At 65.1% G+C, this 25599-nt stretch carries 23 protein-coding genes; 14 read left to right on the top strand and 9 right to left on the bottom strand.

Going from position 1 to position 25599, the window contains the following annotated elements; all coding sequences use genetic code 11:
- Positions 1 to 71 precede the first annotated feature (71 nt).
- From NDN16_RS07715 to dnaE, 13 genes are all read left to right on the top strand, one after another.
- Positions 72 to 686 carry an NADH-quinone oxidoreductase subunit J gene (locus NDN16_RS07715; RefSeq protein WP_251113377.1) on the top strand — a complete coding sequence of 205 codons (615 nt, stop codon included), beginning with the start codon at positions 72 to 74 and terminating at the stop codon, positions 684 to 686.
- A gap of 10 nt (positions 687 to 696) precedes the next feature.
- Positions 697 to 1005 (top strand): NADH-quinone oxidoreductase subunit NuoK, encoded by a 309-nt coding sequence (gene nuoK / locus NDN16_RS07710; RefSeq protein ID WP_039190122.1) that lies wholly within the window; start codon positions 697 to 699, stop codon positions 1003 to 1005.
- Positions 1006 to 1019: 14 nt separating this feature from the next.
- On the top strand, positions 1020 to 3026 hold the full coding sequence (nuoL, locus tag NDN16_RS07705) for an NADH-quinone oxidoreductase subunit L (protein WP_251113053.1): 2007 nt from the start codon (positions 1020 to 1022) through the stop codon (positions 3024 to 3026).
- A complete protein-coding gene (locus NDN16_RS07700; RefSeq protein WP_251113052.1) occupies positions 3026 to 4537 on the top strand; it encodes an NADH-quinone oxidoreductase subunit M in 1512 nt (503 codons plus the stop codon). Before nuoL ends, NDN16_RS07700 begins: the two co-directional genes overlap by 1 nt.
- Before the next feature lie 27 nt (positions 4538 to 4564).
- A complete protein-coding gene (gene nuoN / locus NDN16_RS07695) occupies positions 4565 to 6004 on the top strand; it encodes an NADH-quinone oxidoreductase subunit NuoN (RefSeq protein ID WP_435301083.1) in 1440 nt (479 codons plus the stop codon).
- Positions 6001 to 6795, top strand: coding sequence for a biotin--[acetyl-CoA-carboxylase] ligase (locus NDN16_RS07690; RefSeq protein WP_251113050.1), 795 nt, complete (start codon positions 6001 to 6003; stop codon positions 6793 to 6795). The genes nuoN and NDN16_RS07690 overlap by 4 nt, the downstream gene beginning before the upstream one ends.
- Positions 6796 to 6968: 173 nt before the next feature.
- Positions 6969 to 8579 (top strand): ribonuclease J, encoded by a 1611-nt coding sequence (locus tag NDN16_RS07685; RefSeq protein ID WP_251113376.1) that lies wholly within the window; start codon positions 6969 to 6971, stop codon positions 8577 to 8579.
- 1 nt (position 8580) lies between these two features.
- Positions 8581 to 8988, top strand: coding sequence for a methylmalonyl-CoA epimerase (gene mce / locus NDN16_RS07680; RefSeq protein WP_251113049.1), 408 nt, complete (start codon positions 8581 to 8583; stop codon positions 8986 to 8988).
- Positions 8988 to 9254, top strand: coding sequence for a DUF1467 family protein (locus NDN16_RS07675; protein WP_251113048.1), 267 nt, complete (start codon positions 8988 to 8990; stop codon positions 9252 to 9254). Before mce ends, NDN16_RS07675 begins: the two co-directional genes overlap by 1 nt.
- Positions 9255 to 9635: 381 nt before the next feature.
- Positions 9636 to 10958, top strand: a complete 1323-nt coding sequence (proS, locus tag NDN16_RS07670; protein ID WP_251113047.1) for a proline--tRNA ligase — start codon at positions 9636 to 9638, stop codon at positions 10956 to 10958.
- Positions 10955 to 12250: a lipoprotein-releasing ABC transporter permease subunit gene (locus NDN16_RS07665; RefSeq protein WP_251113046.1), complete on the top strand. Its 1296-nt coding sequence runs from the start codon at positions 10955 to 10957 to the stop codon at positions 12248 to 12250. Before proS ends, NDN16_RS07665 begins: the two co-directional genes overlap by 4 nt.
- On the top strand, positions 12247 to 12951 hold the full coding sequence (locus tag NDN16_RS07660) for an ABC transporter ATP-binding protein (protein WP_251113045.1): 705 nt from the start codon (positions 12247 to 12249) through the stop codon (positions 12949 to 12951). The genes NDN16_RS07665 and NDN16_RS07660 overlap by 4 nt, the downstream gene beginning before the upstream one ends.
- Positions 12952 to 13265: 314 nt before the next feature.
- A complete protein-coding gene (gene dnaE, locus NDN16_RS07655; protein WP_251113044.1) occupies positions 13266 to 16730 on the top strand; it encodes a DNA polymerase III subunit alpha in 3465 nt (1154 codons plus the stop codon).
- Positions 16731 to 16733: 3 nt separating this feature from the next.
- Here the strand turns inward: dnaE and ampC are convergent, their stop codons facing one another.
- The 4 genes from ampC to NDN16_RS07635 are packed head-to-tail and all read right to left on the bottom strand — an operon-like array spanning position 16734 to position 20155.
- On the bottom strand, positions 16734 to 17873 hold the full coding sequence (ampC, locus tag NDN16_RS07650; protein ID WP_251113043.1) for a class C beta-lactamase: 1140 nt from the start codon (positions 17871 to 17873) through the stop codon (positions 16734 to 16736).
- Between the two features lie 15 nt (positions 17874 to 17888).
- Positions 17889 to 19178 (bottom strand): DNA polymerase IV, encoded by a 1290-nt coding sequence (locus tag NDN16_RS07645; RefSeq protein WP_251113042.1) that lies wholly within the window; start codon positions 19176 to 19178, stop codon positions 17889 to 17891.
- Between the two features lie 4 nt (positions 19179 to 19182).
- The gene (locus NDN16_RS07640) at positions 19183 to 19845 is read right to left on the bottom strand and encodes a hypothetical protein (protein ID WP_251113041.1); all 663 of its coding nucleotides are present in this window, start codon (positions 19843 to 19845) and stop codon (positions 19183 to 19185) included.
- A 1-nt stretch (position 19846) separates the two neighbouring features.
- Complete coding sequence (locus NDN16_RS07635; RefSeq protein WP_251113040.1) at positions 19847 to 20155, bottom strand: DUF3572 domain-containing protein; 309 nt, start codon at positions 20153 to 20155, stop codon at positions 19847 to 19849.
- 130 nt (positions 20156 to 20285) lie between these two features.
- Between NDN16_RS07635 and NDN16_RS07630 the strand changes: the two genes are divergently transcribed.
- On the top strand, positions 20286 to 20660 hold the full coding sequence (locus NDN16_RS07630; protein WP_251113039.1) for a response regulator: 375 nt from the start codon (positions 20286 to 20288) through the stop codon (positions 20658 to 20660).
- 64 nt (positions 20661 to 20724) lie between these two features.
- On the opposite strand, the gene rpmG is transcribed toward NDN16_RS07630, so the two are convergent.
- The 5 genes from rpmG to rnr form a co-directional block, all read right to left on the bottom strand.
- Entirely contained in the window at positions 20725 to 20892 is a 168-nt protein-coding gene (gene rpmG / locus NDN16_RS07625; protein WP_039190164.1) for a 50S ribosomal protein L33, read from the bottom strand.
- Between the two features lie 91 nt (positions 20893 to 20983).
- Positions 20984 to 22174, bottom strand: a complete 1191-nt coding sequence (locus tag NDN16_RS07620; protein WP_251113038.1) for an MFS transporter — start codon at positions 22172 to 22174, stop codon at positions 20984 to 20986.
- 13 nt (positions 22175 to 22187) lie between these two features.
- Entirely contained in the window at positions 22188 to 22898 is a 711-nt protein-coding gene (locus NDN16_RS07615; RefSeq protein ID WP_353050203.1) for an NUDIX hydrolase, read from the bottom strand.
- Positions 22895 to 23320, bottom strand: coding sequence for a DUF983 domain-containing protein (locus NDN16_RS07610; RefSeq protein WP_251113037.1), 426 nt, complete (start codon positions 23318 to 23320; stop codon positions 22895 to 22897). Before NDN16_RS07610 ends, NDN16_RS07615 begins: the two co-directional genes overlap by 4 nt.
- Positions 23320 to 25599: a ribonuclease R gene (rnr, locus tag NDN16_RS07605; RefSeq protein ID WP_251113036.1), complete on the bottom strand. Its 2280-nt coding sequence runs from the start codon at positions 25597 to 25599 to the stop codon at positions 23320 to 23322. The genes NDN16_RS07610 and rnr overlap by 1 nt, the downstream gene beginning before the upstream one ends.

Here is a 25599-nt window from a genome sequence, read left to right as displayed (position 1 = left end):
CCAAGATTTGAAACTCGATGCCGCGCCGTTTCGGCGCGGTTCCGCCGGACGACCAAAGGAGCCCGAGGATGCTGGGCCTTCAGGCACTCTTCTTCTACATATTCGCGCTGATCACCGTCGGCGCCGCGCTCATGGTTGTGTTCTCCCGCAACCCGGTTCACTCGGTGCTCTTCCTGATCCTCACCTTCGTGAGTGCGGCGGGGCTGTTCCTGTTGACCGGGGCCGAGTTCCTGGCGCTGATCCTCATCGTCGTCTATGTCGGCGCGGTGGCGATCCTGTTCCTGTTCGTCGTCATGATGCTTGATCTCGACATCGGGCAGGTGAAGCGCGGCGCGCTCAAATACGCGCCCATCGGCGCGCTGGTGGGCCTCGTCATCCTGGCTCAGCTGGTGATCGCGGTGACGGGCAGCTACTTCAACCCCGAGCTGGCCGGCAATACCGTGATGCCCATTCCGCCGATGGACCAGGTGTCCAATATCGAGGCGCTCGGGCAGGTTCTGTACACGCGCTACATCTTCTTCTTCCAGATGGCTGGGCTGGTGCTGTTCGTCGCCATGATCGGCGCGATCGTGCTGACGTTGCGCCACAAGGAAGGCATCAAGCGGCAGTCGATCCCGGAGCAGGTGCGTCGCACCCCGGAGACATCCATCGAGATTCGCAAGGTCGAGAGCGGCAAGGGCATCTGAGGATAGTACAATGGAAGTCGGTCTCGGACATTATCTCACTGTCGGCGCTATCCTCTTCGTTATCGGGGTGTTCGGCATCTTCATGAACCGCAAGAACATCATCACGATCCTGATGTCGATCGAGCTGATCCTGCTTTCGGTCAACATCAATCTCGTGGCGTTCTCGGCCTTTCTCAACGATCTGGCCGGCCAGGTGTTCGCGCTGTTCATCCTCACGGTCGCGGCCGCGGAGGCTGCCATCGGCCTTGCGATCCTCGTCACCTTCTTCCGTAACCGCGGCTCCATCGCCGTGGACGACGTCAGCACGATGAAAGGCTGAGGCGGGCACCGCACATGTATCAGGCAATCGTCCTACTGCCGCTTCTGGGCTTTCTCATCGCCGGTCTCTTCGGCCGCGCGATCGGGGCCAAGGCATCCGAATACGTCACCAGCGGGCTGGTCATCCTGGCCGCCGTGCTCTCCTGGGTGGGCTTCGTCACCTTCGGCATGGGCGACGGCGAGCCGATCCGCATCTCGATGCTGCAATGGGTGCAGTCGGGCTCGCTGAGCTTCGACTGGTCGCTGCGCATCGATCGGCTGACGCTCATCATGCTGGTGGTGATCAACACCGTTTCGGCGCTCGTGCATGTCTATTCCATCGGGTACATGCACCACGATCCACACCGCCCGCGCTTCTTCGCCTATCTGTCGCTGTTCACCTTCGCCATGCTGATGCTGGTGACGGCCAACAATCTGGTGCAGATGTTCTTCGGCTGGGAAGGCGTCGGTCTCGCCTCCTACCTGCTGATCGGTTTCTGGTACAAGAAGCCCTCGGCCAACAAGGCGGCGATGAAGGCCTTCGTGGTCAACCGCGTCGGCGATTTCGGCTTCCTTCTCGGCATCTTCGGCCTGTTCGTCGTGTTCGGCTCGGTCCAGCTCGACACGATCTTTACCAACGCCATCGGCATGGCCGGAGAGGCTGCCGGGCATGGTGCGGAAGCTGCCGCCGCGGCCACCGCCACGCCGGCCGGCACCGACATCATGTTCCATTTCGGAAGCTGGGGCTTCACCTATGGCGGGGCGATGACGGTCATCTGCCTCCTGCTGTTCATGGGGGCCATGGGCAAGTCGGCGCAGCTCGGCCTGCACACCTGGCTGCCCGATGCCATGGAAGGCCCGACCCCCGTTTCCGCGCTGATCCACGCCGCCACCATGGTGACGGCGGGCGTCTTCATGCTGGCGCGCATGTCGCCGGTGTTCGAACTCGCGCCCAGCGCCCTGACCTTCGTCACCTTCATCGGCGCGACAACGGCCTTCTTCGCGGCGACGGTCGGCATGGTGCAGAACGACATCAAGCGCGTCATCGCCTATTCGACCTGCTCGCAGCTCGGCTACATGTTCGTCGCCCTGGGCGTCGGTGCCTATGGCGCGGCGGTGTTCCACCTGTTCACGCACGCCTTCTTCAAGGCGCTTCTGTTCCTCGGGGCCGGCTCGGTGATCCATGCCGTCTCGGACGAGCAGGACATGCGCAACATGGGTGGCCTGCGCAAGCATATTCCGCTGACCTACTGGATGATGGTCATCGGTACGCTGGCGCTGACGGGCTTTCCCTTCACGGCGGGCTACTATTCCAAGGACGCCATCATCGAAAGCGCCTTTGCCGGACACAACAGCTTCGCCATGTACGGCTACATCATGCTCGTGGTGGCGGCCCTGATGACGAGCTTCTATTCCTGGCGGCTCATCTTCATGACGTTCCATGGCAAGCCGCGCGCCAGCCACGAGGTGATGCACCATGTGCACGAGTCGCCCCCGATCATGACGGTGCCGCTGTTCGTGCTGGCAGCCGGCGCGCTCCTGGCGGGCATCGTGTTCTATCCGTTCTTCCTGGGCGGCAGCTACGACGCCTTCTGGCACGGTGCGATCTTCACCGGGCCGCAGAACCATATCCTGCACGAGATGCATGAGGTGCCGGGGCTGGTGATCTGGTCGCCCACCATCGCGATGGTCATCGGCTTCGTGCTGGCCTGGCTGTTCTACATCCGCCAGCCGCAGCGCCCGGCGCAGATCGCGGCGCGCAATCCGGGCCTGTACAAGTTCCTGCTGAACAAGTGGTACTTCGACGAGCTCTATGACTTCCTTTTCGTCCGGTCGGCCAAGGCCATCGGCCGCTTCCTCTGGAAGACGGGCGACGGCAAGATCATCGACGGCTACGGGCCCAACGGCATTTCGGCGCGCGTCGTCGACGTGACCAACCGCGTCGTCCGGCTGCAGACCGGCTACCTTTATCACTATGCGTTCATCATGCTGATCGGCGTCGCGGCGCTCGTCACCTTCATGATGTTCGGGGGAATGAACTGATGTCCGGTTGGCCGATCCTCTCGACCGTCACCTTCCTGCCGCTCGTCGGCGCGGCGCTGATCTTCTTCATCCGCGACGACAGCGAGCTGGCGCGGCGCAACATCCGCAACGTCGCGCTTCTGACGACGCTGTTCACCTTCGTCCTGTCGCTCGGCATCTGGATCGGCTTCGACGATACGCAGGCCGGCTTCCAGTTCGTGGAGCGTGCGGACTGGCTCGGCGTCGGCGGCATTTCCTATTATATGGGGGTGGACGGCATCTCGATGCTGTTCGTGATCCTCACCACCTTCCTGATGCCGATCTGCATCCTGGCGAGCTGGGAGAGCGTCACCTCGCGCGTCAAGGACTACATGATCGCCTTCCTGGTGCTGGAAACGCTGGTCATCGGCGTTTTCTGCGCACTGGATATCGTGCTCTTCTACGTCTTCTTCGAAGGCAGCCTCATCCCGATGTTCCTGATCATCGGCGTGTGGGGCGGCAAGCGGCGCGTCTATGCCAGCTACAAGTTCTTCCTCTACACCTTCCTCGGCTCGGTGCTGATGCTGGTGGCGTTGATGGCCATGTACTGGACGGCGGGCACCACCGCGATCCCGGATCTCCTGGCGCATGACTTCCCGGCAGGCATGCAGACCTGGCTGTGGCTGGCGTTCTTCGCGTCCTTCGCGGTCAAGATGCCGATGTGGCCGGTGCATACATGGCTGCCCGACGCGCATGTCGAGGCGCCCACGGCCGGCTCCGTCATCCTGGCGGGTATTCTGCTGAAACTCGGCGGCTATGGGTTCATACGCTTCTCGCTGCCGATGTTCCCGCTGGCTTCGGCCGATTTCGCGCCGCTCGTCTACACGCTGTCGGTGATCGCGATCATCTACACGTCCCTCGTCGCGCTGATGCAGGACGACATCAAGAAGCTGATCGCCTATTCGTCGGTCGCCCATATGGGCTTCGTGACCATGGGCATCTTCGCCGGCAATGCGCAGGGCGTGGAGGGGGCGATCTTCCAGATGCTGTCGCACGGCCTCATCTCGGGCGCGCTGTTCCTGTGCGTCGGCGTCATCTACGACCGCATGCACACCCGCGAGATCGCCGCCTATGGCGGGCTCGTCAACCGCATGCCGGCCTATGCGACGGTGTTCCTGATCCTGACGATGGCCAATGTCGGCCTGCCGGGCACCAGCGGCTTCGTCGGCGAGTTCCTCACCTTGATCGGCGTCTACCAGGCCAATAGCTGGGTGGCGATCTTCGCGGCTACGGGCGTCATCCTATCGGCGGCCTACGCCCTGTGGGTCTACCGCCGCGTCGTGTTCGGCGCGCTCGACAAGGAGAACCTGCAGAACATCCTCGACCTGTCGCGGCGCGAAAAGGCGATGCTGTATCCGCTGGTCGCCCTGGTCATCTTCTTCGGCGTCTATCCGATGCCGGTCTTCAACGTCACGGCCGCTTCGGTGGAGCAGCTGCTGAACGGTTATCATTCCGCCATCGAGGCCGTCTCGGCGGTCGCCTCGGTGCAGTAAGGACGGACAGGCGAACATCTCATGTCGATGCACGAATTCATCGCCCAAAGTCTTCCCATCGTCGGGCCGGAGCTGATCATGTCGGTCGGCGCCATGGTTCTTCTGATGGTCGGCACCTTCGTCGGCGAGCGCAGCGGGCGGCTGGTCATGTCGCTCGCGGTCGCCGTCATCCTCGGCACCGCACTCTGGCTTCTGGCGGTCACGCCCGAGGGGGTCGCCTTCGGCGGATCGCTGATCCTCGATCCCTTCGCCCGCTTCATGAAGGTGCTGGTGCTGCTCGGTTCCGCGGCGGCCGTGCTGATGACCATGAGTTTCGCGAAGAACGAGCGGTTCGACCGTTTCGAGTTTCCGGTGCTGATCATGCTGGCGACGGTCGGCATGATGGTCATGGTGTCGGCGGGCGATCTCATCGCCCTCTATCTCGGCCTCGAACTGCAGTCGCTGGCGCTGTACGTCATCGCCGCGATCAACCGCGACAATGTCCGCTCCTCGGAGGCCGGCCTCAAATATTTCGTTCTGGGCGCGCTGTCGTCGGGCATGCTGCTGTACGGTGCGTCGCTCGTGTACGGCTTCACCGGGCAGATCGGCTTCGTGGAGATCGCCGCGGCGCTGACCGCCGAGGGGCGGTCTTTCGGTCTGCTGGTCGGTCTCGTCTTCGTCATCGCCGGCCTTGCCTTCAAGATCTCGGCGGTGCCGTTCCACATGTGGACGCCGGACGTCTATGAAGGCGCGCCGACGCCCGTGACCGCCTTCTTCGCGGCGGCGCCCAAGGTGGCCGCCATGGCGCTGCTGACGCGTTTCACCGTCCAGAGCTTTCTGCCGCTCGCCGCCGATTGGCAGCAGATCCTGGTCTTCGTGTCGATCGCGTCGATGGTTCTGGGCGCCTTCGCCGCCATCGGCCAGCGAAACATCAAGCGCCTCATGGCCTATTCCTCCATCGGCCATATGGGCTACGCGCTGGTCGGCCTTGCCGCGGCGGACGAGGCGGGCGTGACCGGCGTCATGATCTACATGGCCACCTACATGGCGATGACGCTCGGCACGTTCGGCGTCATCCTGTCGATGCGCCGCAAGGACGGCATGGTCGAGAATGTCGACGACCTGGCCGGCCTGTCGCGGACCCATCCCATGATGGCGCTGGCCATGACCGTGCTGATGCTGTCGCTTGCAGGCCTGCCTCCGCTGCTGGGCTTCTGGGGCAAATACTATGTGTTCATGGCGGCCGTGGGCGCCGGCCTGATCCCGCTGGCGATCATCGGCGTCGTCGCTTCCACCGTGGGCCTGTTCTACTACCTGCGCGTCGTCAAGGTGATGTGGGTGGACGAGCCGGCGGAGTCCTTCACGCAGATGCCGACGGAGCTGCGCGTCGTCACGGGGCTTGCGACGCTGTTCATTTTCCCGGCCTACATCTTTCTGGCCGCCCCGCTGTTCGCGGCGGCCCAGGCGGCGGCCCGGACCTTCTTTTGACAGCGGCGCCGGCGGCACTCGGCCGGGCGCGTCGCCTGGCGCTGGAGGAGGTGGATTCCACCAATTCCATCGCCATGGAAGCGGCGCGTGCCGGCGACCCGGGGCAGCTCTGGGTCACGGCATTGCGCCAGACGCAGGGGCGCGGCCGCAGGGGAAGAAGCTGGGTTTCGGAGCGCGGCAATCTCTATGCCAGCCTTCTGCTTGTGGATGCGGCCCCGCTTTCCTGCCTCGGCCAATTGCCACTGGTGATCGCGCTCGGTCTTGCCAGGGCCCTCGCAGGCCTGCGCGGTATCGAACCCGAAGCCGTACGCATCAAATGGCCGAACGACATCCTGCTGGACGGCCGCAAATGCGTCGGCATCCTGATCGAAAGCGAGCGGCTGCCCGATGGAAGGCAGGCCGTCGTCATCGGGGCCGGCATCAATGTCGCCGCAGCACCTGACGGTCAGCCTTATGGGGTGACCACCCTTGCGGACAACGGCTTCAAGGGCAATCTGGAGGATGTGTTCCGCGCCATCGCGATCGAGGTCGAAGCGGCCCTTGCGCTATGGCGTGGCGGGCGCGGCTTTCCCGACGTCCGGGCCGGCTGGCTGGAGCGGGCGCGCGGTCTCGGGCAGGCGATCCGCGTCAACCTGCCCGACCGCTCCATCGACGGCATCTTCCACGCGCTGGATACGGAGGGGCGGCTGGTGCTGAAGCGCGACGATGGCGCCCTCGAGACGCATTCGGCCGGCGATGTGTTCCTGCTGGGGGAGGACACGGCGGGCGTTATCTGCGATAAGGCGCGCTGACGAAGCCGGCGCGGCCCCCGAGGGCCGCCTGCGGGCATCCTGGAGAGTTTCGGTGGCCCGCCGTCCAACGGGCATGATGACAACGCGCGCCCGCAGGGCTGCGCCATGACGGAAGTGAACGACACGTGAGTCAACTTGTATTCGTGCCGCTGGGCGGCATCGGCGAGATCGGCATGAATCTCGCCCTCTACGGCTATGGGCCGGAAAATAACAGAGAGTGGATCGCCGTGGATTGCGGCGTCGCCTTTGCCGGGCCGGAGCAGCCGGGGGTCGACCTGATCTTCCCCGATATCCGGTTTCTGGAAAGCCAGCGCCACAACCTCAAGGCCATCATCATCACGCATGCGCACGAGGATCACTTCGGCGGCTTGCTGGATCTCTGGCCGCGGCTGAAGGCGCCGGTCTATGCGACACCCTTCACCGCCGCGCTGCTGGAGGCCAAGCGCGAAGGCGAGGCCGGGGCCGCCAAGGTTCCGGTCAACGTCTTTGCCGCCGGCGACCGCTTCAAGGTCGGTCCCTTCGAGATCGAGGCCGTCAACGTGACGCACTCCATCCCCGAGCCGGTGGCGCTGGCCATCCGCACGCCGCTGGGTACGGTCGTCCATACCGGCGACTGGAAGATCGACCTGACGCCGGCGCTCGGCAAGCCGACGGACGAGGCGCGGCTGCGCGCCATCGGCGACGAGGGTGTCCTTGCCCTGGTCTGCGATTCGACCAACGCCATGCGCGAGGGCGTTTCGCCGAGCGAGCAGGACGTCAACCGCAGCCTCGCCCAGATCATCAAGGCGGCAGAAGGCCGTGTCGCGCTGACGACCTTCTCGTCCAATATCGGCCGTATACGCTCGATCGCGGAAGCGTCCGCCGAAGCGGGTCGGCAGGTGCTGCTGATGGGCAGGTCCATGAAGCGGATGGCCGACGTTGCCGCCGAACTCGGCTACATGGACAAGTTGCCGCCGTTCCTGTCCGAGCAGGACTTCGGCTACATCCCGCGCGAAAAGGCCGTCATCGTGCTCACGGGCAGCCAGGGCGAGGCGCGGGCCGCGCTGGCACGGCTCGGGCGCGACGAGCATCCGGCCGTCGCGCTTTCCAAGGGCGACATGGTGATCTTCTCGTCGAGAGCCATTCCCGGCAACGAGAAAGCCATCAACGAGATCAAGAACAACCTGATCGAACTCGGCGTCGAGGTCGTGGAGGATCACGACAAGCTCGTTCACGTATCGGGCCATCCGCGCCGCACCGAACTGCGCCAGATGTACGAGTGGATCCGTCCGGCGATCGCGGTGCCGGCGCATGGCGAAGCGCAGCATCTGGAGGCGCATGCACAGCTTGCCCGCGACCTCGGCGTGCGCAACGTCGTTTCGCTTCGCAACGGGCGTATGGTCCGGCTGGCGCCCGGCCTTCCGGAAGTTATAGACGAGGTGCCCGTCGGGCGCATCTACAAGGACGGCTTCCTTGTCGGGACGCAGGACGAGATGGGAATCGGCGAGCGCCGCAAGCTGTCCTATGCCGGCCATGTCTCGGTCGTCGTCCAGCTCAACGGACGGCTGGAATTGCGTTGCGACCCCGAATTGTCGATGATCGGCCTGCCGAAGGAAGATTTCGAGGGCGAGGACATGGAAGAGGCGCTTGTTGATGCCGCCGCCGGCGCCGTCGAAAGCATTCCCAAGGCGCGCCGCAAGGATTTCGAGCTGGTGCGCGAAGCCGTACGCCGGGCCATCCGCGGCGAAGCCAACGACGCCTGGGGCAAGAAACCGCTCGTGACGGTCTTCGTCATCGGAGGATAAGTTGATCGGACGCCTGAACCACGTCGCCATCGCCGTGCCCGACCTGGCCGCCGCCGTCGCCCTGTATCGCGATGTGTTGGGCGGCGCCGTCTCTGCGGAACAGGTGTTGCCGGAGCACGGCGTGCGGCTGGTCTTCGCCGATCTTCCGAACACCCGCATAGAGCTGATGGAGCCGCTGGACGATACGTCGCCCATCGCCGGCTTCCTGCAGAAGAATGGCCGGGGCGGCATCCATCACATCTGCTACGAGGTCGGCGATATCGCCGCGGCGGCCGATGAACTGGTGGGCAAGGGGGCACGGATCCTTGGCGACGGCAAGCCGAGGATCGGCGCCCACGGCAACCCCGTCCTGTTTTTGCACCCTGCTGATTTTCTAGGCACGCTCATCGAGCTGGAAGAGGTTCGCTGATGGGTATCCTCACCGCGATCGCCATCTATTTCGTGATCTGGTGGACGGTCCTGTTCGCCATCCTGCCCATCGGGGTCCGGTCCCAGGCCGAGAATGAAGACATCGTCCTCGGCACGACCCACAGCGCCCCGGCGGACCCCCGGCTAGGCTACAAGGCGATCCTGACCAGCATCGTTTCGGCTGCGATCTTCGGCGCTTTCTACCTGGTCACGGAAGTCTACGGTTTCACCTTCAACAGCCTGCCGCACATCATTCCCGGGACGTGAGGGGCCGAAAGCGCAGGCGAAAAAAAATGCGAGGCTTTCGCCTCGCATTTTAGTTGCAGGTCTGGATCTCACACCGGGTGTTGAAACCGGGGCAGCGGCTTTAGCGCGCCGGAGATCACGTCCTCCCAAGACTAGACCGCGAATGCGACACCGTCTCCGATGCCTTGGTATTGGAGAAACCATATTACAAGAGTTTAATGTCTGTCATCAGGAATTTTGCGTTTCGTGTCACTTTTTTGAACAAATCGCCTGCGTCCTTGGCAGCGGGTTGTGCGAAGCCGGATTCGGGCAGGGCATCATCCCGATCATGCTTTGCAAGCCCTCGAACTGACGATAAGAAGTCGGTTCATTTTCCGGCCATCCAATACCTTTCGGGGCATCATGCGTCTCTCCAGCTATTTTCTTCCCATCCTCAAAGAGACACCGAAGGAAGCCGAGATCGTCTCCCACCGGCTGATGCTCCGTGCCGGCATGATCCGCCAGCAGGCCGCGGGCCTTTATTCATGGCTGCCGCTCGGCAAGAAGGTGCTGGACAAGGTCTGCGACATCATCCGGGAGGAGCAGAACCGATCCGGCGCGATCGAAATCCTGATGCCGACGATCCAGTCGGCGGATCTCTGGCGCGAGAGCGGCCGCTATGACGATTACGGCAAGGAGATGCTGCGGATCACCGACCGGCACGAGCGCGATCTGCTGTTCGGCCCGACCAACGAGGAGATGGTCACCGATATCTTCCGCTCCTATGTGCGCTCCTACAAGGATCTGCCGCTCAACCTGTACCATGTGCAATGGAAGTTCCGCGACGAGGTGCGCCCGAGATTCGGCGTCATGCGCTCGCGCGAGTTCCTGATGAAGGATGCCTACTCCTTCGACGTCGACTACGAATCGGCCAAGGTGGCCTATGATCGCATGTTCGTGGCCTATCTGCGCACCTTCGAGCGCTGCGGCCTGAAGGCCATTCCCATGCGGGCCGATACCGGCCCCATCGGCGGCGAACTGAGCCACGAATTCATCATCCTCGCATCGACCGGCGAGAGCGAGGTGTTCTGCCAGCGCGACTATCTCGACATTAAGGTGCCGTCGCACGACGTCGACTTTTCCGACAAGAATGAGCTGGCCGAGATCGTCAGCGAGTGGACCCGGCCCTATGCCGCGACCGAGGAGATGCACGACGAAGCCGCCTGGAACGCTCTTCCCGAGGCGGAGCGCGTCGCTGCGCGCGGCATCGAGGTGGGGCATATCTTCCATTTCGGCACGAAGTATTCCGAGCCGATGAAGGCCTTCGTGACCGGTCCGGACGGCAAGGACGCCCCGGTTCACATGGGGTCCTACGGCATCGGGCCGAGCCGGCTCGTGGCCGCCATCATCGAAGCCTCGCACGACGAGGCCGGCATCGTCTGGCCGAAGGGCGTTGCGCCCTTCGATATCGGCCTCATCAACATGAAGCCCGGCGATGCCGATTGCGACACCGCCTGCGAGGGTCTCTACCGCGAACTCGGCCGTGCCGGGCTCGATGTCCTCTATGACGACGAGGATACGCGGGCAGGGGCCAAGTTCGCCACGATGGATCTGATCGGCCTGCCGCTGCAGGTGATCGTCGGGCCGCGCGGCGCCAAGGCCGGCGAGGTGGAGATCAAGCATCGCGCTACCGGCGAGCGCGAGACCGTGCCGTTGGCAGGCCTCGTCGCGCGGCTGTCCGCATGACCGTGCCTGCCGGCGACCTGCCCGGCGCGGCCGGCGGCACGCGCCCCTTCTCGCGCTTCGAATGGATGATCGCGGGGCGATACCTACGCGCCCGCCGCCGCGATGCCGGCGTGTCGGTGATCGCCGGCTTCTCCTTTGTCGGCATCATGCTGGGCGTGGCCGCCCTCATCATCGTGATGTCGGTGATGAACGGTTTCCGGACCGAGCTTCTGACGCGCATCCTGGGCGTCAACGGCCATGTGATCCTGATGCCCATCGATACGCCGCTGCGCGATTTCGATACCGTGGCGCAGCGGATCGACGGCGTGTCGGGCGTCCAGTTCACCATGCCGCTGGTGCAGGGGCAGGTGTTGGCCAGCGGGGCCAACTCGGCCGGCACCGGCGCCCTCGTGAAAGGCGTGCGCGAGGCCGATCTGAAGAAGCTCGCCCCCATCGCCGACAATATCCGCGGCGGTACGCTGGACGGGTTCGACGACAGCGGCGGTGTCGCCGTCGGCAGCCGTCTGGCATCCTCGCTGGGCCTGGCCCTCGGCGACATGATCACCCTCGTATCGCCGGAAGGAGACGTCACCCCCTTCGGCAACACGCCGCGCGTCAAGGCGTATCCGGTGTCGGCGATCTTCGAGATCGGCCTGTCGGAATACGACGCCGCCTATGTCTACATGCCGCTGTCGGAAGCGCAGCTGTTCTTCAACAGCGAGGACCAGGCGCAGCAGATCGAGATATTCGTCGCCAACCCGGACGCGGTCGTGTCCCTGCAGGGGCCGATCGAGCAGGCCGCCGGGCGCCCCGGCTACACGGTGACCTGGCAGCAGCAGAACGCCAGCTTCTTCTCGGCCCTGCAGGTGGAGCGGAACGTGATGTTCATCATCCTGACGCTGATCGTGCTGGTTGCCGCGCTGAACATCATCTCCGGCCTGTTCATGCTGGTGAAGGACAAGGGCAGCGCTATCGCCATCCTGCGCACGATGGGCGCCACCAAGGGCGCGATCATGCGGATCTTTCTGATCACCGGCGCGTCGATCGGCGTCGCAGGCACGCTGGCGGGCCTTGTCCTGGGCGTGGTCTTCTGCCTCAACATCGAGAACCTGCGCCAATTCTTCTCGTGGATTTCGGGCACGACGATCTTCAACCCCGAATTCTACTTCCTGAGCCGCCTGCCTGCCGAAGTGCAGGTGGGAGAGGTCGTCACGGTGGTCGCGATGGCTGTCGGCATGTCCTTCCTGGCCACCTTGCTGCCGTCCTGGCAGGCATCCCGGCTCGACCCCGTAGAGGCCCTGCGTTACGAATGACCGATACGATGTTGAGGCTCGACGCAGTCGAGCGCCGATACACGCAGGGCGAGAACGAACTCGTCATCCTTGACAAGGCCGATTTCGCGATGGTGCCGGGCGAGATGGTCGCGCTGGTCGCGCCGTCCGGCGCAGGCAAGTCGACGCTTCTGCACATCGCCGGGCTGCTGGAGCGGCCCGACGGCGGAGAGGTCTATATCGGCGGACAGGCCTGCTGCGCGCTGTCGGATGCCGAACGGACGAGCGCACGGCGCAACGCCATCGGATTCGTCTACCAGTTCCACCATCTGCTGCCCGAGTTCTCGGCGCTGGAAAACGTCATGCTGCCGCAGATGATCGCCGGCCTGCCACGTCGCAAGGCCGCGGAACGCGCCGAACAGCTACTCGGCTACCTGCGTATCGGCAAGCGCGCCGAGCATCGCCCCGCGGAACTGTCCGGCGGCGAGCAGCAACGCGTCGCCATCGCCCGGGCCGTTGCCAACAACCCCTACGTCCTTCTGGCGGACGAGCCCACCGGCAATCTCGACCCGGTGACGTCGCATTACGTCTTCGACGCGCTCACCGCCCTCGTGCGACAGTCCGGCGTGGCCGCGCTGATCGCAACGCATAATCACGAACTGGCCCGGCGCATGGACCGCGTCGTGACCCTGGCCGACGGGCGCATCGTACCCTTCGACGGCCTCGGGGCCGAGACCTCTTAACCTTAACGCGCGCTCCGCTCCGCTTTGGGCTTGACGGGTAGGATCAAAAAGAGAACAAATAGCGAACGAAAACGGAAAGGATCATGACATGACCATCGTTCGTGAACTTCTCTCGCTTACCGCCATCTCGGGTTTCGTGCTTGGGTTCTCGCTCGTCATCCATGCCCTGTGACGATCGCTCCCGGCATGATTGCCGGGGATGACCTCGGCGACCGGGTTGCCGAGGGAAGACTCGAAGACCCGCCCGCGCTAGTGTCTGGCGGCACCGGCTGGCAGATCGCCGCCGATCCGGAATCCACCTGCAGGAGACGATGATGACCGAATCGACGGGCACCCCCGCACGACCGCTCAGGTTCATCCACCTCAGGGTGCACAGCGCCTATTCACTGCTCGAAGGCGCATTGCGGCTCGACCAGATCATCAAGCATGCCAAGGGCGACAATGCCCCCGCCATCGGGATCGCCGACACGAACAATCTGTTCGGGGCCCTCGAGTTTTCGGAAAAGGCGGCCAAGGCCGGTATCCAGCCCATCATCGGCTGTCAGCTCGACGTGGATTTTCAGGACGGGGAGGCGGATTCCGCCCGCGACAAGGAAAGCGCGACCGCACCGCTGGTGCTGATCGCGATGGACGATTCCGGCTACGAGAACCTCGTCGAGATCGTCTCAATGGCCTATCTGCGGCACGAAGGAGACCAGCGCCCGCATGTGCTGGCCGACTGGATCTCGGAGAAGGCAGGGGGGATCATCTGCCTGACGGGCGGTCCGCTCGGCCCGATCGGCACGGCGCTGGCAGCCGGCCGCATGGTGGTGGCCCGCCAGCGGCTGGAAGTCCTGCGCGCCGCCTTCGGCGACCGCCTCTACGTGGAGCTTCAGCGCCACGGGACGCGCGGCCGGCGAACGGAGCCGCAGATGCTCGATCTTGCCTACGAGATGGGGTTGCCGCTGGTCGCCACCAACGAACCGTTCTTCTTCTGTGCCGAAGACTTCGACGCACATGACGCACTCATCGCGGTCGCCAGCAACCGCCTCGTCAGCCATGAGGACAGGCGGCGGCTTTCGCCCGATCATTGCCTGAAGTCGCAGGACCAGATGGCGGCTCTGTTCGCCGACCTGCCGGAAGCGATCGACAATACGATCGAGATCGCCCGACGCTGCTCGTTCCGTCCCCGGACGCGGAAGCCTATCCTGCCGCGTTTCACCACCGGGGACGAGCCGGCGGAATCGGCCATCGACGCCGAGGCTGCCGAGCTGCGGCGCCAGGCGGAAGAGGGGCTCGAACGGCGGTTGCGCTCGCATGGGCCCGCGGCCGGGCAGAGCGAGCAGGATTACCGCGACCGGCTGGCCTTCGAACTGTCGATCATCGAGCGGATGAAGTTTCCGGGTTACTTCCTGATCGTGGCGGACTTCATCAAGTGGGCCAAGGCCAACGGCATTCCCGTGGGGCCGGGGCGCGGTTCCGGCGCGGGCTCGCTCGTCGCCTATTCGCTGACCATCACCGACCTCGATCCCCTGCGCTTCTCGCTGCTGTTCGAGCGCTTCCTGAATCCTGACCGCGTCTCGATGCCGGATTTCGACATCGACTTCTGCCAGGACCGGCGCGAAGAGGTTATCCGCTACGTGCAGGCGAAGTACGGGCGCGACCAGGTGGCGCAGATCATCACCTTCGGTTCCATGCAGGCGCGCGCCGTCCTGCGTGATGTCGGCCGCGTCCTGGAGATGAGCTACGGCCATGTCGACAAGCTGTGCAAGCTCGTGCCGGCCAACCCCGCCAACCCGGTGACGCTGGCGCAGGCCCTCGAGGAAGAACCGCGCCTGCAGGAAGCGCGCGAAAAGGAAGAGGTGGTCGACCGGCTGATCGCCATCGCACTCAAGCTGGAGGGGCTCTACCGCCACGCGTCCACCCACGCCGCCGGCATCGTGATCGGCGACAGGCCGCTGTCGCAGCTCGTGCCGATGTACCGGGATCCGCGGTCCGACATGCCCGTGACCCAGTACAACATGAAGTGGGTGGAGCAGGCCGGGCTCGTCAAGTTCGACTTCCTGGGCCTGAAGACGCTGACTACCCTGCAGACGGCGGTTCAACTAATCGCGCGGCAGGGGGTGGACATCGATCTCGGTTCCATCCCGCTCGACGACGCCGCATCCTACGAGATGCTGGCGCGTGGCGAGACGGTGGGCGTGTTCCAGGTGGAATCGGTGGGCATGCGCAAGGCGCTCATCGGCATGCGCCCCGACTGCTTCGAGGATATCATCGCGCTGGTGGCCTTGTACCGGCCGGGGCCGATGGAGAACATCCCGGTCTACAACGCACGCAAGCACAAGGAAGAAGAGGTGGAGATCATCCACCCCAAGATCGAGCCGATCCTGCGCGAAACGCAGGGCGTGATCGTCTACCAGGAACAGGTGATGCAGATCGCCCAGGTTCTGGCAGGCTACACGCTCGGGGAAGCCGATCTTCTGCGCCGCGCCATGGGCAAGAAGATTCGTGCCGAGATGGACAAGCAGCGCGAGCGCTTCGTCGAGGGTTGTATCGAGGGCGGTATCGCGAAGGGGCAGGCCAACACGATCTTCGACCTTCTGGCCAAGTTCGCCGATTACGGTTTCAACAAGAGCCACGCCGCCGCCTATGCCCTTGTCGCCTATCATACGGCCTATCTGAAGGCGAACTATCCGACGGAGTTCCTGGCCGCGTCGATGACGCTGGACATGAACAACACGGACAAGCTCAACGACTTCCGCAACGACGCCAAGCGCCTCGGCATCGAGGTGGTGGCGCCATCCGTGCAGACGTCGTTCCGCCCCTTCGAGGTGGAGAAGGGGTGCATCTTCTACTCCCTGGCCGCCATCAAGGGCGTCGGCGAGCATGCGGTGGACCATATCGTGTCGGAGCGCGCCAACGGGCCGTTCCGGTCGCTCGAGGATTTCTGCGCCCGGATCGATCCGAAGATCGTGAACAAGCGGACGCTGGAATGCCTCATCACCGCCGGTGCGCTGGATTGCTTCGGCCACGACCGCGCCCGGCTGTGCGGCAATATCGAGCGCCTGTCGGCCTATGCGATCATGGTCAATGACGGGCGGCTGAGCGGCCAGCACGACATGTTCGGCGGCGGCGGCGAGCCGGAGCCGCTGGCCCTGAAGGATGCGCCCCTGTGGACGACGGCCGAACGCCTGCTGCGCGAGTTCCAGTCCATCGGCTTCTATCTGTCGGCGCACCCGCTGGACGAGTACAAGGCCGCGCTGAAGCGGTTGAACGTGCAATCCTACGCCGAATTGTCGGCATCGGTGCGCAAGGGAGCGACGGCGGGCCGCGTGGCCGGAACCGTTACCAGCCGGCAGGAGCGCAAGACGCGGACCGGCGGCAAGATCGGCATCGTGCAATTGTCGGATCCCACCGGCCAGTTCGAGATCGTCCTGTTTACCGAGATGCTGGTGAATTTCCGCGACATGCTGGAGGCGGGCGCCTCGGTTATCGTCTCCGTATCGGCGGAGGAGCGGCCCGAGGGCATATCGCTGCGGGCGCAGGGCGTGGAAAGCCTGGAGGCGCAGGCAGCCCGCATGCAGAAGGCCATGAAGATCTTCATGCGCGATGCGCGCCCCCTGGCCACCTTCCGCAGCCATCTGGCCGCCGGCGGCGACAGCGAGGTTTCGCTGGTGCTGGTGCAGGACAATGGCGAGCGGGAGGTCGAACTGCTCCTGCCGGGCCGGTTCCGCGTGTCGCCGCAGATGGCCGGCGCGATCAAGGCCGCGCCCGGGGTGCTGGATGTCGAACTGAGCTGAACGTCAGTCGATGGCGCCCATCGCCTGCAGGATCGCATGGGCTGCCCGGATGCGGTCGGCATTCGGGTAGTTGCGATTGGCCAGGATGGCGATCCCGGCCTGCCGATCGGGCAGGAAGGCGACATAGGCTCCGAAACCGCCGGTAGAGCCCGTCTTGTTGTAGAGCGCGTGGGGCAGGACCGGTTCCGTTTCCAGCGGACGGGCGTCCTGCGGCTTCATCGCCATGTCGGTCGAATTGCCTGCCAGCAGCGCGTCGAGGTCGGCCGGGTCTTCGTAGATCTCCCAGCCATAGGCCTGCAGCATCGGCCCGATCCGGAACTGCGGCTTCTGCGCCTCCGCCAGGCTGCCGCCGAGACTGTCGGCGTCCATCTGGGCTTCCAGAAACCGCGCAAGGTCGGATGCCGTCGTCTTGATGCCGTAGGCCTCCGTATCCAGCGCACCCGGATTGACGCGCACCTGCCGGCCGTCGCGGTTGAGGCCCCATGCGTAATCGTCCATGCGCTCGTCCGGTACATGGGTGTACGTGTTGCGCAGCTCCAGCGGCAAGATGATCTCGCGTTGCATCAGTTCGGCGAAATCGCCGTCCATGGCGGCGGCCACCGCCGCACCATAGAGGCCGATGCTCGGGTTGGAGTATCGGCGGCTGTCGCCCGGCGCGCCATCCGGCTTCCAGCCCCTGAACCAGGCATTCATGGATGCCTCGTCGCTGACCCCATCGGGAAACTGCAGGGGCAGGCCACCGGCCGTATAGGTGGCGAGGTTCATGACGGGGGTCCGCCCCAGCGCGCCGTCCGCCAGCCAGGGAAGAAAGGTGCCGGCGGCATCGTCGTCCTTTAAAAGCCCTTTCCGCTTGGCGACGCCGCCGAGCGCGGCAGTGAACGTCTTGCTGACGGAGCCGACCTCGAAGATGGTATCGTCGGTGACGGGAATGCCTCCGTCGCGTGCGGCAACGCCGTAATTGAAGACATGGCTTTCGCCGTCCTGCGTGACGGCGATGGCAAGTCCCGGCACGTCGTGCCGCTGCATGATCGTGCGGGCCGCGTCATCGGCAGCCGCCCTGACTTCGGCTTCGCCGGCCAGCGCCTGCGGCGCAAGGAAGAGGGCGGCGGACGCCGCCAGGGCGATGCGGGAATGATTCGTCATCGATGCAGCTCCGAGTTACCCGCCATCCTTGGCGCGGGACTGCGGCCGAAACGTGTAGCCGGTTTCGATGGAGCGATCTCCGAAGCGTCCACGCAGCGCATCGAGCGCGGCTTCCGCCATGGCGCGCTTCTCAAGGCCTGGATCCAGCATGTCGGGCGGGTCGGCGTGGACCGCCGGTGCGAATTCGTTGCAGCCGATGCCGAGCAGCCGGAAACGCGTTCCGTCCAACTCGCGCAGGAGAAGCTCGCGCCCCGTCGCGAAAAGCCGGTCGGCCAGGCGGGTTGGGTCCGCCAGCTTACGATTGCGCGTCCGCGCGCGGAAATCCGCAGTCTTCAGCTTCAACACGACGGTCGTGCCGGCAAGGTCGGTCTGCTTGAGCCTGTGCGCGACCTTTTCGCAAAGCGTCCGCAGGATCGGCAGCAACTCTTCCGGTCGCGACAGATCCTTGTCGAATGTCGTCTCGGCGGAGATGCTCTTTGCCTCCCCGGATGGGTCGACGCGCCGGTCGTCGATCCCGCGCGAGAGGCGCCACAGGCGTTGGCCCATGACGCCGTACCGCCGCATCAGCGTCTCCTGTTCCATCTCCTGCAACTGCGCGATCATCGTGATGCCGTCCACCGCCAGGCTGCGCGCCGTGGCAGAACCGACGCCCCAGATCGACGTAACCTTGCGACCGGCCAGAAGGGTTGTCGTTTCGGCCTTGCCGATTACGGAAAAGCCCCGCGGCTTCTGCAGGTCCGACGCCAGCTTGGCCAGGAACTTGTTGTGCGACAGGCCGATGGAGACGGTGATTCCAAGGTCGCGTTCGACGGCCTCGGCCAGGCGCGCCAGCGACAGTGCCGGCGTTGCCTTGTGCAGCAGTTCGGTGCCTTCGAGATCCAGGAACGCCTCGTCGATGGACAGGGGCTCCACCAGCGGCGTGAGGCTGCGCATCCGCTCGCGCACGGCCAGCCCGACCTGGCGGTATTTTGCCATGTCGGGCTTCAGCACGACGGCATGCGGACAGAGTTCGAGCGCCTTGAACATCGGCATCGCCGAGCGCACGCCATAGATTCGCGCGTTGTAGCAGCAGGTCAGCACCACGCCGCGCTTGCGCCCGCCGATGATGACCGGCTTGTCGGCAAGGTCGGGCCGTTCGCGCTTTTCCACCGTCGCATAGAATGCGTCGCAGTCGATATGGGCGATGGACAGCGCATTCAGTTCGGGATGGCGCAGGACGCGCGGACTGCCGCAGGCGATGCAGCGGCGCGCTCCGGCCGGCTGCGCGGTCAGGCAGTCGCGGCAGAAGGCGCCTTCATCGCTCAATTCGTCACTCTCCCGAAAGAAGACGGCCGATACGATCCTCGGCCTCCTGCCAGGTGCGGGCGCTGCCGACGCCCGGAGGCAAGCTGGGAAGATACGGCCAGAACAGCCGGCTGGCCATAAGATGGAGCAGCCGGGTCTTCGGCGCGCTCCGGCGGACCTTCTCCAGGTTCGAGGGCAGGTCGTCGACGAAGGCGATGGTGCCGGGCCATCGCTCCTGCAGTTCGCAGATGACTGCGCCCTTGTCCCGCTCGGTGGCGATCATCGGATAGGGCAGGCCGGATGCGTCGAGATGCAGCCTCCGCGTTTCGTGCCAGCGGGGCGCCATCGCCGTCAGGAAGACGATATCCGCCCGGCCGGCGAGCCGCTCGAGAGCGTCGACGACACCCGCAACGGGCATCTGCCGTACGGCCTGTTCCTCGTACAGGCGGTGCATGAGGCCCTTGAGTTCGTCGCCGCCGAGGGCCGCCCCGGTGGATTGCGAGTGCACCGAACCGGTCAGCCGGAAGGCATCGGGCTTTAGACGGGCTCCGACCTCGGCGAGCAGCGCGACGAACGGGTCGATGAACTGCAGCACGACCTCGTCGATGTCGAGCACGAGCAGGCGATCATGATGCCTGTCGATATCGGATATGCGGGGGCCGGCCGTCTCCGGCTTGCGGGAGGCCATCTTAATCTGAGGTTCCGAACGCAGGGGCGAGGGCGCACCGCGCCGCACCGACGAGATCGGGCGCGATACCGGCATGGGCCGCAAAGGCGACGAGCGTCTTCTCGTTGCCGAGGATGTAATCGAGAACGCCGGCCAGGAAGGCCTGGCTTTGGGCCGCCTGCCGCAACTCGCCGACGGTCAGGCCTGACAGGGCCAGGAAGCGAAGAAACTCCTCCTCGTTCTGCGCCAGAAAGGACAATGCTTCTATGGACAGGCTCTCGGCTGCCTCCGGAGCCATGGTGCGTGACTTTCGGCCGTATGAATCAAGCATGAAGAAGCGTCCGACAATTTGCGTTGTTCGCGATTCTGAATTCTTAAATGATATCGTTCTACGACTCGATGCGAGGATGCGGGAGAAGTCTGCCTGTCCGCAACATCGGCCGGACTTTGGAGTATTGCGGATGTCCAAGACAGTGATGATCGTCGAAGACAATGAGCTGAACATGAAGCTCTTCCGCGACCTGATCGAGGCCAATGGCTACCGGACGGTGCATACGCGCAGCGGGCTGGCGGCGATGGACCTGGCGAGAGAGCATCGGCCCGACCTGATCCTGATGGACATACAGCTACCCGAGATTTCAGGCCTGGATGTGACGCGCAAGCTCAAGGCCGATGACGAATTGAAGTCGATTCCCGTGATCGCCGTGACGGCCTTCGCCATGAAGGGCGACGAGGAGCGAATCCGGCAGGGCGGCTGCGAGGCCTACATTTCCAAACCGATCTCCGTCACGCACTTCATCGACACGATCAGGCAGTTCCTGGGCGACACGGCATAAACGCAAAAGGCCCGGCGATGCCGGGCCTCGATACAGAGCGGGCAGAGCCCGAACGCGAAGAGGTTTACTTGATCTTCGCTTCGCGGAACTCGACGTGCTTGCGCGCGACCGGATCGTACTTGGTCTTGACCATCTTCTCGGTCATCGTACGGCTGTTCTTCGTCGTGACGTAGAAATAGCCGGTGTCAGCGGTGCTGAGCAGCTTGATCTTGATCGTGGTTGCCTTGGCCATTGCGGTTATCCGTTCGGGAATAGGTGAACCGGCAGAACGGTGCACCCACCGCCGGCATTTGCGGCGGACACTACTCAGAAAGGCCGTGAAGTCAAGTTCTACCGCTTGTTTTCGCCAGTCGAACCGCCATGAAAACGAAATAGGCCGCGAACATGGACGCGATCGACCACGCGAAGCCGCTGCTGCCGAATATGTCCATGGCGCCGCCGATCCATTGCGGGCCGACCAGCATGCCGATCGAATAGCAGAAGATGAAGGCCGCGTTGGCCGACGCCAGATCCGCACCGGACAGGCGCGAGCCCAGATGCGCCAGCCCCACCGTATAGAGCCCGGCCACGACGCCGCCCCAGACGAAAAGCACGGCGGCCATGGCCCACCAGTTCAGTGACAGGAAGGGCAGGGCGAGCGAGCCGGCAAGGCCGACGAGGGCGAACAGAAGCAGGAGGTGCCGTCTGTCCCGGACACGGTCGCTGATGAGGCCGATGGGAATCTGCAGGGCGACGCTGCCGAGCCCGACGGCCGTCAGAAGCTGCGCCGCCGACGCCTCGTCCATGCCGAGCCGGCTGCCGAAGATCGGAAAGAGGGCAAAGCCACCGGCTTCGACCGCGCCGAACACGAGCACCGCCGCGGTGGCGGCCGGCACGGAAAAGATATGGCGGCGGAAACCGGCGTCGCGATGGGATTTCTCGATAGGGGGCTCGCGGTGCCAGGCCGCCACCAGCGGGATCGCCGCCGCAAGGATGATGCCGGCGCCCAGCGCAAACGGCGTCAGGCCTTGCGAGCCGACCTGCGAGAAGATGAACGGCCCGCCGGCGAAGCCCAGGGCCAGCGATGTGGCGTAGATGCCCAGAACAAGCCCCCGCCGTTTGGGGGGCGCGGCCGTGTTGATCCAGAATTCCGAGAGGACGAACATCGTCGTCACGGCGAAATGGAACACCAGCCGCAACGGAAACCAGGCCGCCAGCGAGGTGAAGTAGTAGAAGCCGAGCGCCGAGGCCGATGCGGCGAGAATGCAGGCCATCATGGTCTGCCGCACGCCGAAGCGGCGGGCCATCGGTGTCGTCAGGGGGGTGGCGATGAGCGACGCGAGGCCGGCCACCGCGGTGTTGAGGCCGATCATCGTCGGAGAGACGCCGCGCCGCTCCAGGATGACGCTGAGCAGCGGCAATCCAAGGCCGAGGGCTATGCCCACCGCCGTAATGGAGGCTATGGCGGCGGCGGCGCCGAGCCAGTCGGTGACCTCGTCCGACTGCAATTCCGGCCGCCTTGCATCCTGCTTCATGACGTCCCGCCGCTTAGACGAAGATGGTTTTAAAGCCGTTCGGCTGCCGGCGATGCACGACCATCGGCGCCGACGAATCGAACAGATTGCCGTCTGCGATGCGTCGTATAAGGCCGGAAAGTATCAACTGCGTGATTTCCGCCAGCGGTTGGCGCTTCAACTCCGCAAAGCTCATCCACGCCACGTCGTCCAGCTCGTCAGTCGGCAGCGCATCGGCTGGGGTGCGCCATGCGATATGCCGGGCATCCACGGCGAAGAAGCGCGCGTCGAAGCGGCGCTTCTGGCCAGGCGGCGTGATGGCGCGCGCCACCGGCGTCAGGAGATCGGGCGCGGGTTGGACCGCACGCTCCTCGAAGGCGGCCCAGGCCGGACACGGCGCGCGGAACGCACCCGGCCTGCCGATCATGATTCCCGCCTCCTCGTAACCCTCGCGGATGGCGGCAAGCGCTATCGCGGCGGCGCGGTTGGCGGTGAAGCCGCGGCGCGTACCGGCCAGAAGCCGCTCGCATGCGGGCGGGGAGATCCTGTAGCGGCGCGCCAGCCGGCTGTCGTCCAGGTCGACCCGGCCCCCCGGAAACACCGTCTTGCCGGCCATGAAGACATGGCCCGAAGCGCGGCGGCCGGCCAGAACGCGCGGTTCGGGGCCGCTGGCGTCGATGACGAACAGCGATGCGGCATCGTGTATGGCGGGTTTGATCCGTGTCGGCGCGTCCATGGCGATCAATGGTGCGTCGTCTCGTCCTCGCCGCCGAAGCCATGCATGCGCAGGGCCCATTGGAGGCCGATCGTGGCCCCCTTGATCGGCTGCAGGAGAGCGAGGGTGAAGACGGTCGTGAGCGGAACCCAGATCGCCAGATGCGCCCATAATGGCAGGTCGCCGACTTCCTCGACTCCCATGAACAGGGCGACGACGACATGGCCGACGATGAAGATCGTCAGATAGGGCGGCAGGTCGTCGGCGCGATGATGATGGTAGGTTTCGCCGCATCGTGCGCAGGCATCGACGCTCCGCAGGAAGCTCTTGAACAGGCGGCCCTTGCCGCAATTGGGACAACGGCACAGGAAACCACGCTTCAACGCGGTGGCAAGGTCGCGGTGCCCGGCCTTGCCATCGAGCTCCAGCCGGGTTTCCTGCCGCACCGTCATCAACCCCTCCTTCTGCGGCCACGGGGCGGGCCGCTTCGGCCACCCGGCCGTTTCATGCGTCCGCGCGCCTTATGGTGCGACGCGGTAGAGCCGGGCAGCTTGCGCGGCTCGCTCAGCATCTCGAAGCGCATCGATCCGGCCAGGGGAATGGCCTCCACCAGCCGCACCTCCACCGTATCGCCCAGCCTGTAACCGAGCTGGCTGCGCTGCCCGACGATCATATGGCCCGTTTCGTCGTAATGGTAGTAATCATTGCCGAGGCTGCCCATCGGTACGAAACCGTCCGCGCCGAAGGTGGGAAGCTGCACGAACAGGCCGGCCCGCGTGACGCCGGTGATGCGCCCGTCGAAGCTGTCGCCGACCTGGTCGGCCAGATGATGGGCGATCAGCCTGTCGACCGTATCGCGCTCGGCCGCCATGGCGCGGCGCTCGGCCTTCGAGATCTCTTCGGCCGTCGCCTCCAGCGTTTCCTCGTCCTGGCGGCTGAGCCCGCCTTGCCCAAGGCCGAGCGCGGTTACGAGCGCGCGGTGCACGATCAGGTCCGCGTAGCGGCGGATCGGCGAGGTGAAATGCGCGTAGCGCATCAGGTTCAGGCCGAAATGGCCGATATTGTCCGGCGTATAGGCGGCCTGGCTCTGCGAGCGCAGGACCACTTCATTGACGAGGCTTTCATGTTCCGTATCGCGCACCTGCGACAGGATCTCGTTGAAGTGGGATGGGCGCAGGGCGCCGCTTTTCGCCAACGGAATCTCAAGTGTCCGCAGGAAGTCGCGCAGCGATTCGAGCCGCGCCAGGGAAGGAGAATCGTGGCCGCGATAGATCAACGCCTGGCGCGCGCCCTCCAGTGTTTCGGCGGCGGCCACGTTGGCCTGGATCATCATCTCCTCGATCAGGCGGTGCGCATCCAGGCGCTCCGGTACGACGACGCGGTCCACCTTGCCGTCCGGCCGCAGCTTGAGCTTGCGCTCGGGCAGGTCCAGCTCCAGCGGCTGGCGGCGCCGACGCGCTTCGGATAGCGCCGCATAAGCGCTCCACAGCGGCCGCAGCACATCGGAAACGAGGTCGGCCGGCACGTCGCCGACGGCCCCATCGATGGCAGCCTGTGCATCCTCGTAGGCCAGCCTGGCGTGGCTGCGCATCATGATGCGATGGAAGCGGTGGCCGCGTTTGCCGCCGTCCTTGCCGAACACCATGCGCACGGCGATGGCCGGGCGGTCCACCCCCTCTCGCAGCGAGCATAGATCGTTGGAGATACGCTCGGGCAGCATCGGCACCACCCTGTCGGGAAAATAGACCGAATTGCCGCGCAACCGCGCTTCCGCATCCAGCTTCGTGCCGGGCCGCACATACCAGGATACGTCGGCGATGGCGACCGTCACCACATGGCCGCCGGGGTTGGCCGGGTCCGGATCGGGCGCCGCGTGCACGGCGTCGTCATGGTCCTTGGCGTCGCGCGGGTCGATGGTCACCAGCGCAAGCGCGCGCCAGTCCTCGCGATGGTCCATGTCCGCCGCACCGGCCTTCTCGGCTTCGTCCATCACCGCCCTGGGGAAGACATGCGGAATGCCGTGGGCGTGAAGCGCGATGGCGGATATGGCCTTTTCGGTGCCGAGCGCACCCAGCACCTCGACCACGCTCGCCATCGGCAAGCCGGCCTTGTGGACGCGATGCGGCTCCACCTCCACGAGGTCTCCGTCGCGGGCGCCCTTCATATCGTCGGCGGCTACCATGAATTCGGGCTGCTGGCGCTCCACCGGTTCGACCCGGCCGCCTCCGCCCCGGCGGCTGCGGAAGACGCCGAGCGCCAACGCCTTCCGGCGGTCCAGCACGCGGATAACCCGGGCGGCCGGTCCGCCTTCCTCGTCGTAGTCGAGATGCGCCAGAACCCTGTCGCCGACGCCCGCCGCCGGGCCGCTGCGCGGCTGGCGCAGCCGGAAGCGGGGAGTCTCGCCGAGCTCGTCCTCGTTCCAAGAAACCGGATCGGCGATCAGCCCGCCTTCGTCGTCGCGGCTGCGCACGTCGAGAACGCCGATGGCAGGCCGCGCCCCCGGCGTCGAGTAGCTCTTGCGCCCGCCCTCCAAAAGGCCCTCGGCCTGAAGGTCGTTCAGGATATCCTTGAGCGCGGCTCGCATGTCGCCCTTGATGCCGAAAGCCTTGGCGATGTCACGCTTGGTGGCCCGGGTGGGGTTTTCCGCGATGAAGCGCAGGACTTCCTCGCGGGTCAGGTCCGGCCGGCCCTTGTCCTGTTGCCGGGTTTCTCCCTTCGGGCGCCGCGCCAT

Source organism: Aureimonas altamirensis, from assembly GCF_023702225.1.
In the GTDB taxonomy this organism is placed as follows: domain Bacteria; phylum Pseudomonadota; class Alphaproteobacteria; order Rhizobiales; family Rhizobiaceae; genus Aureimonas; species Aureimonas altamirensis_B.
This window is presented reverse-complemented; position numbering and strand designations above follow the sequence as displayed.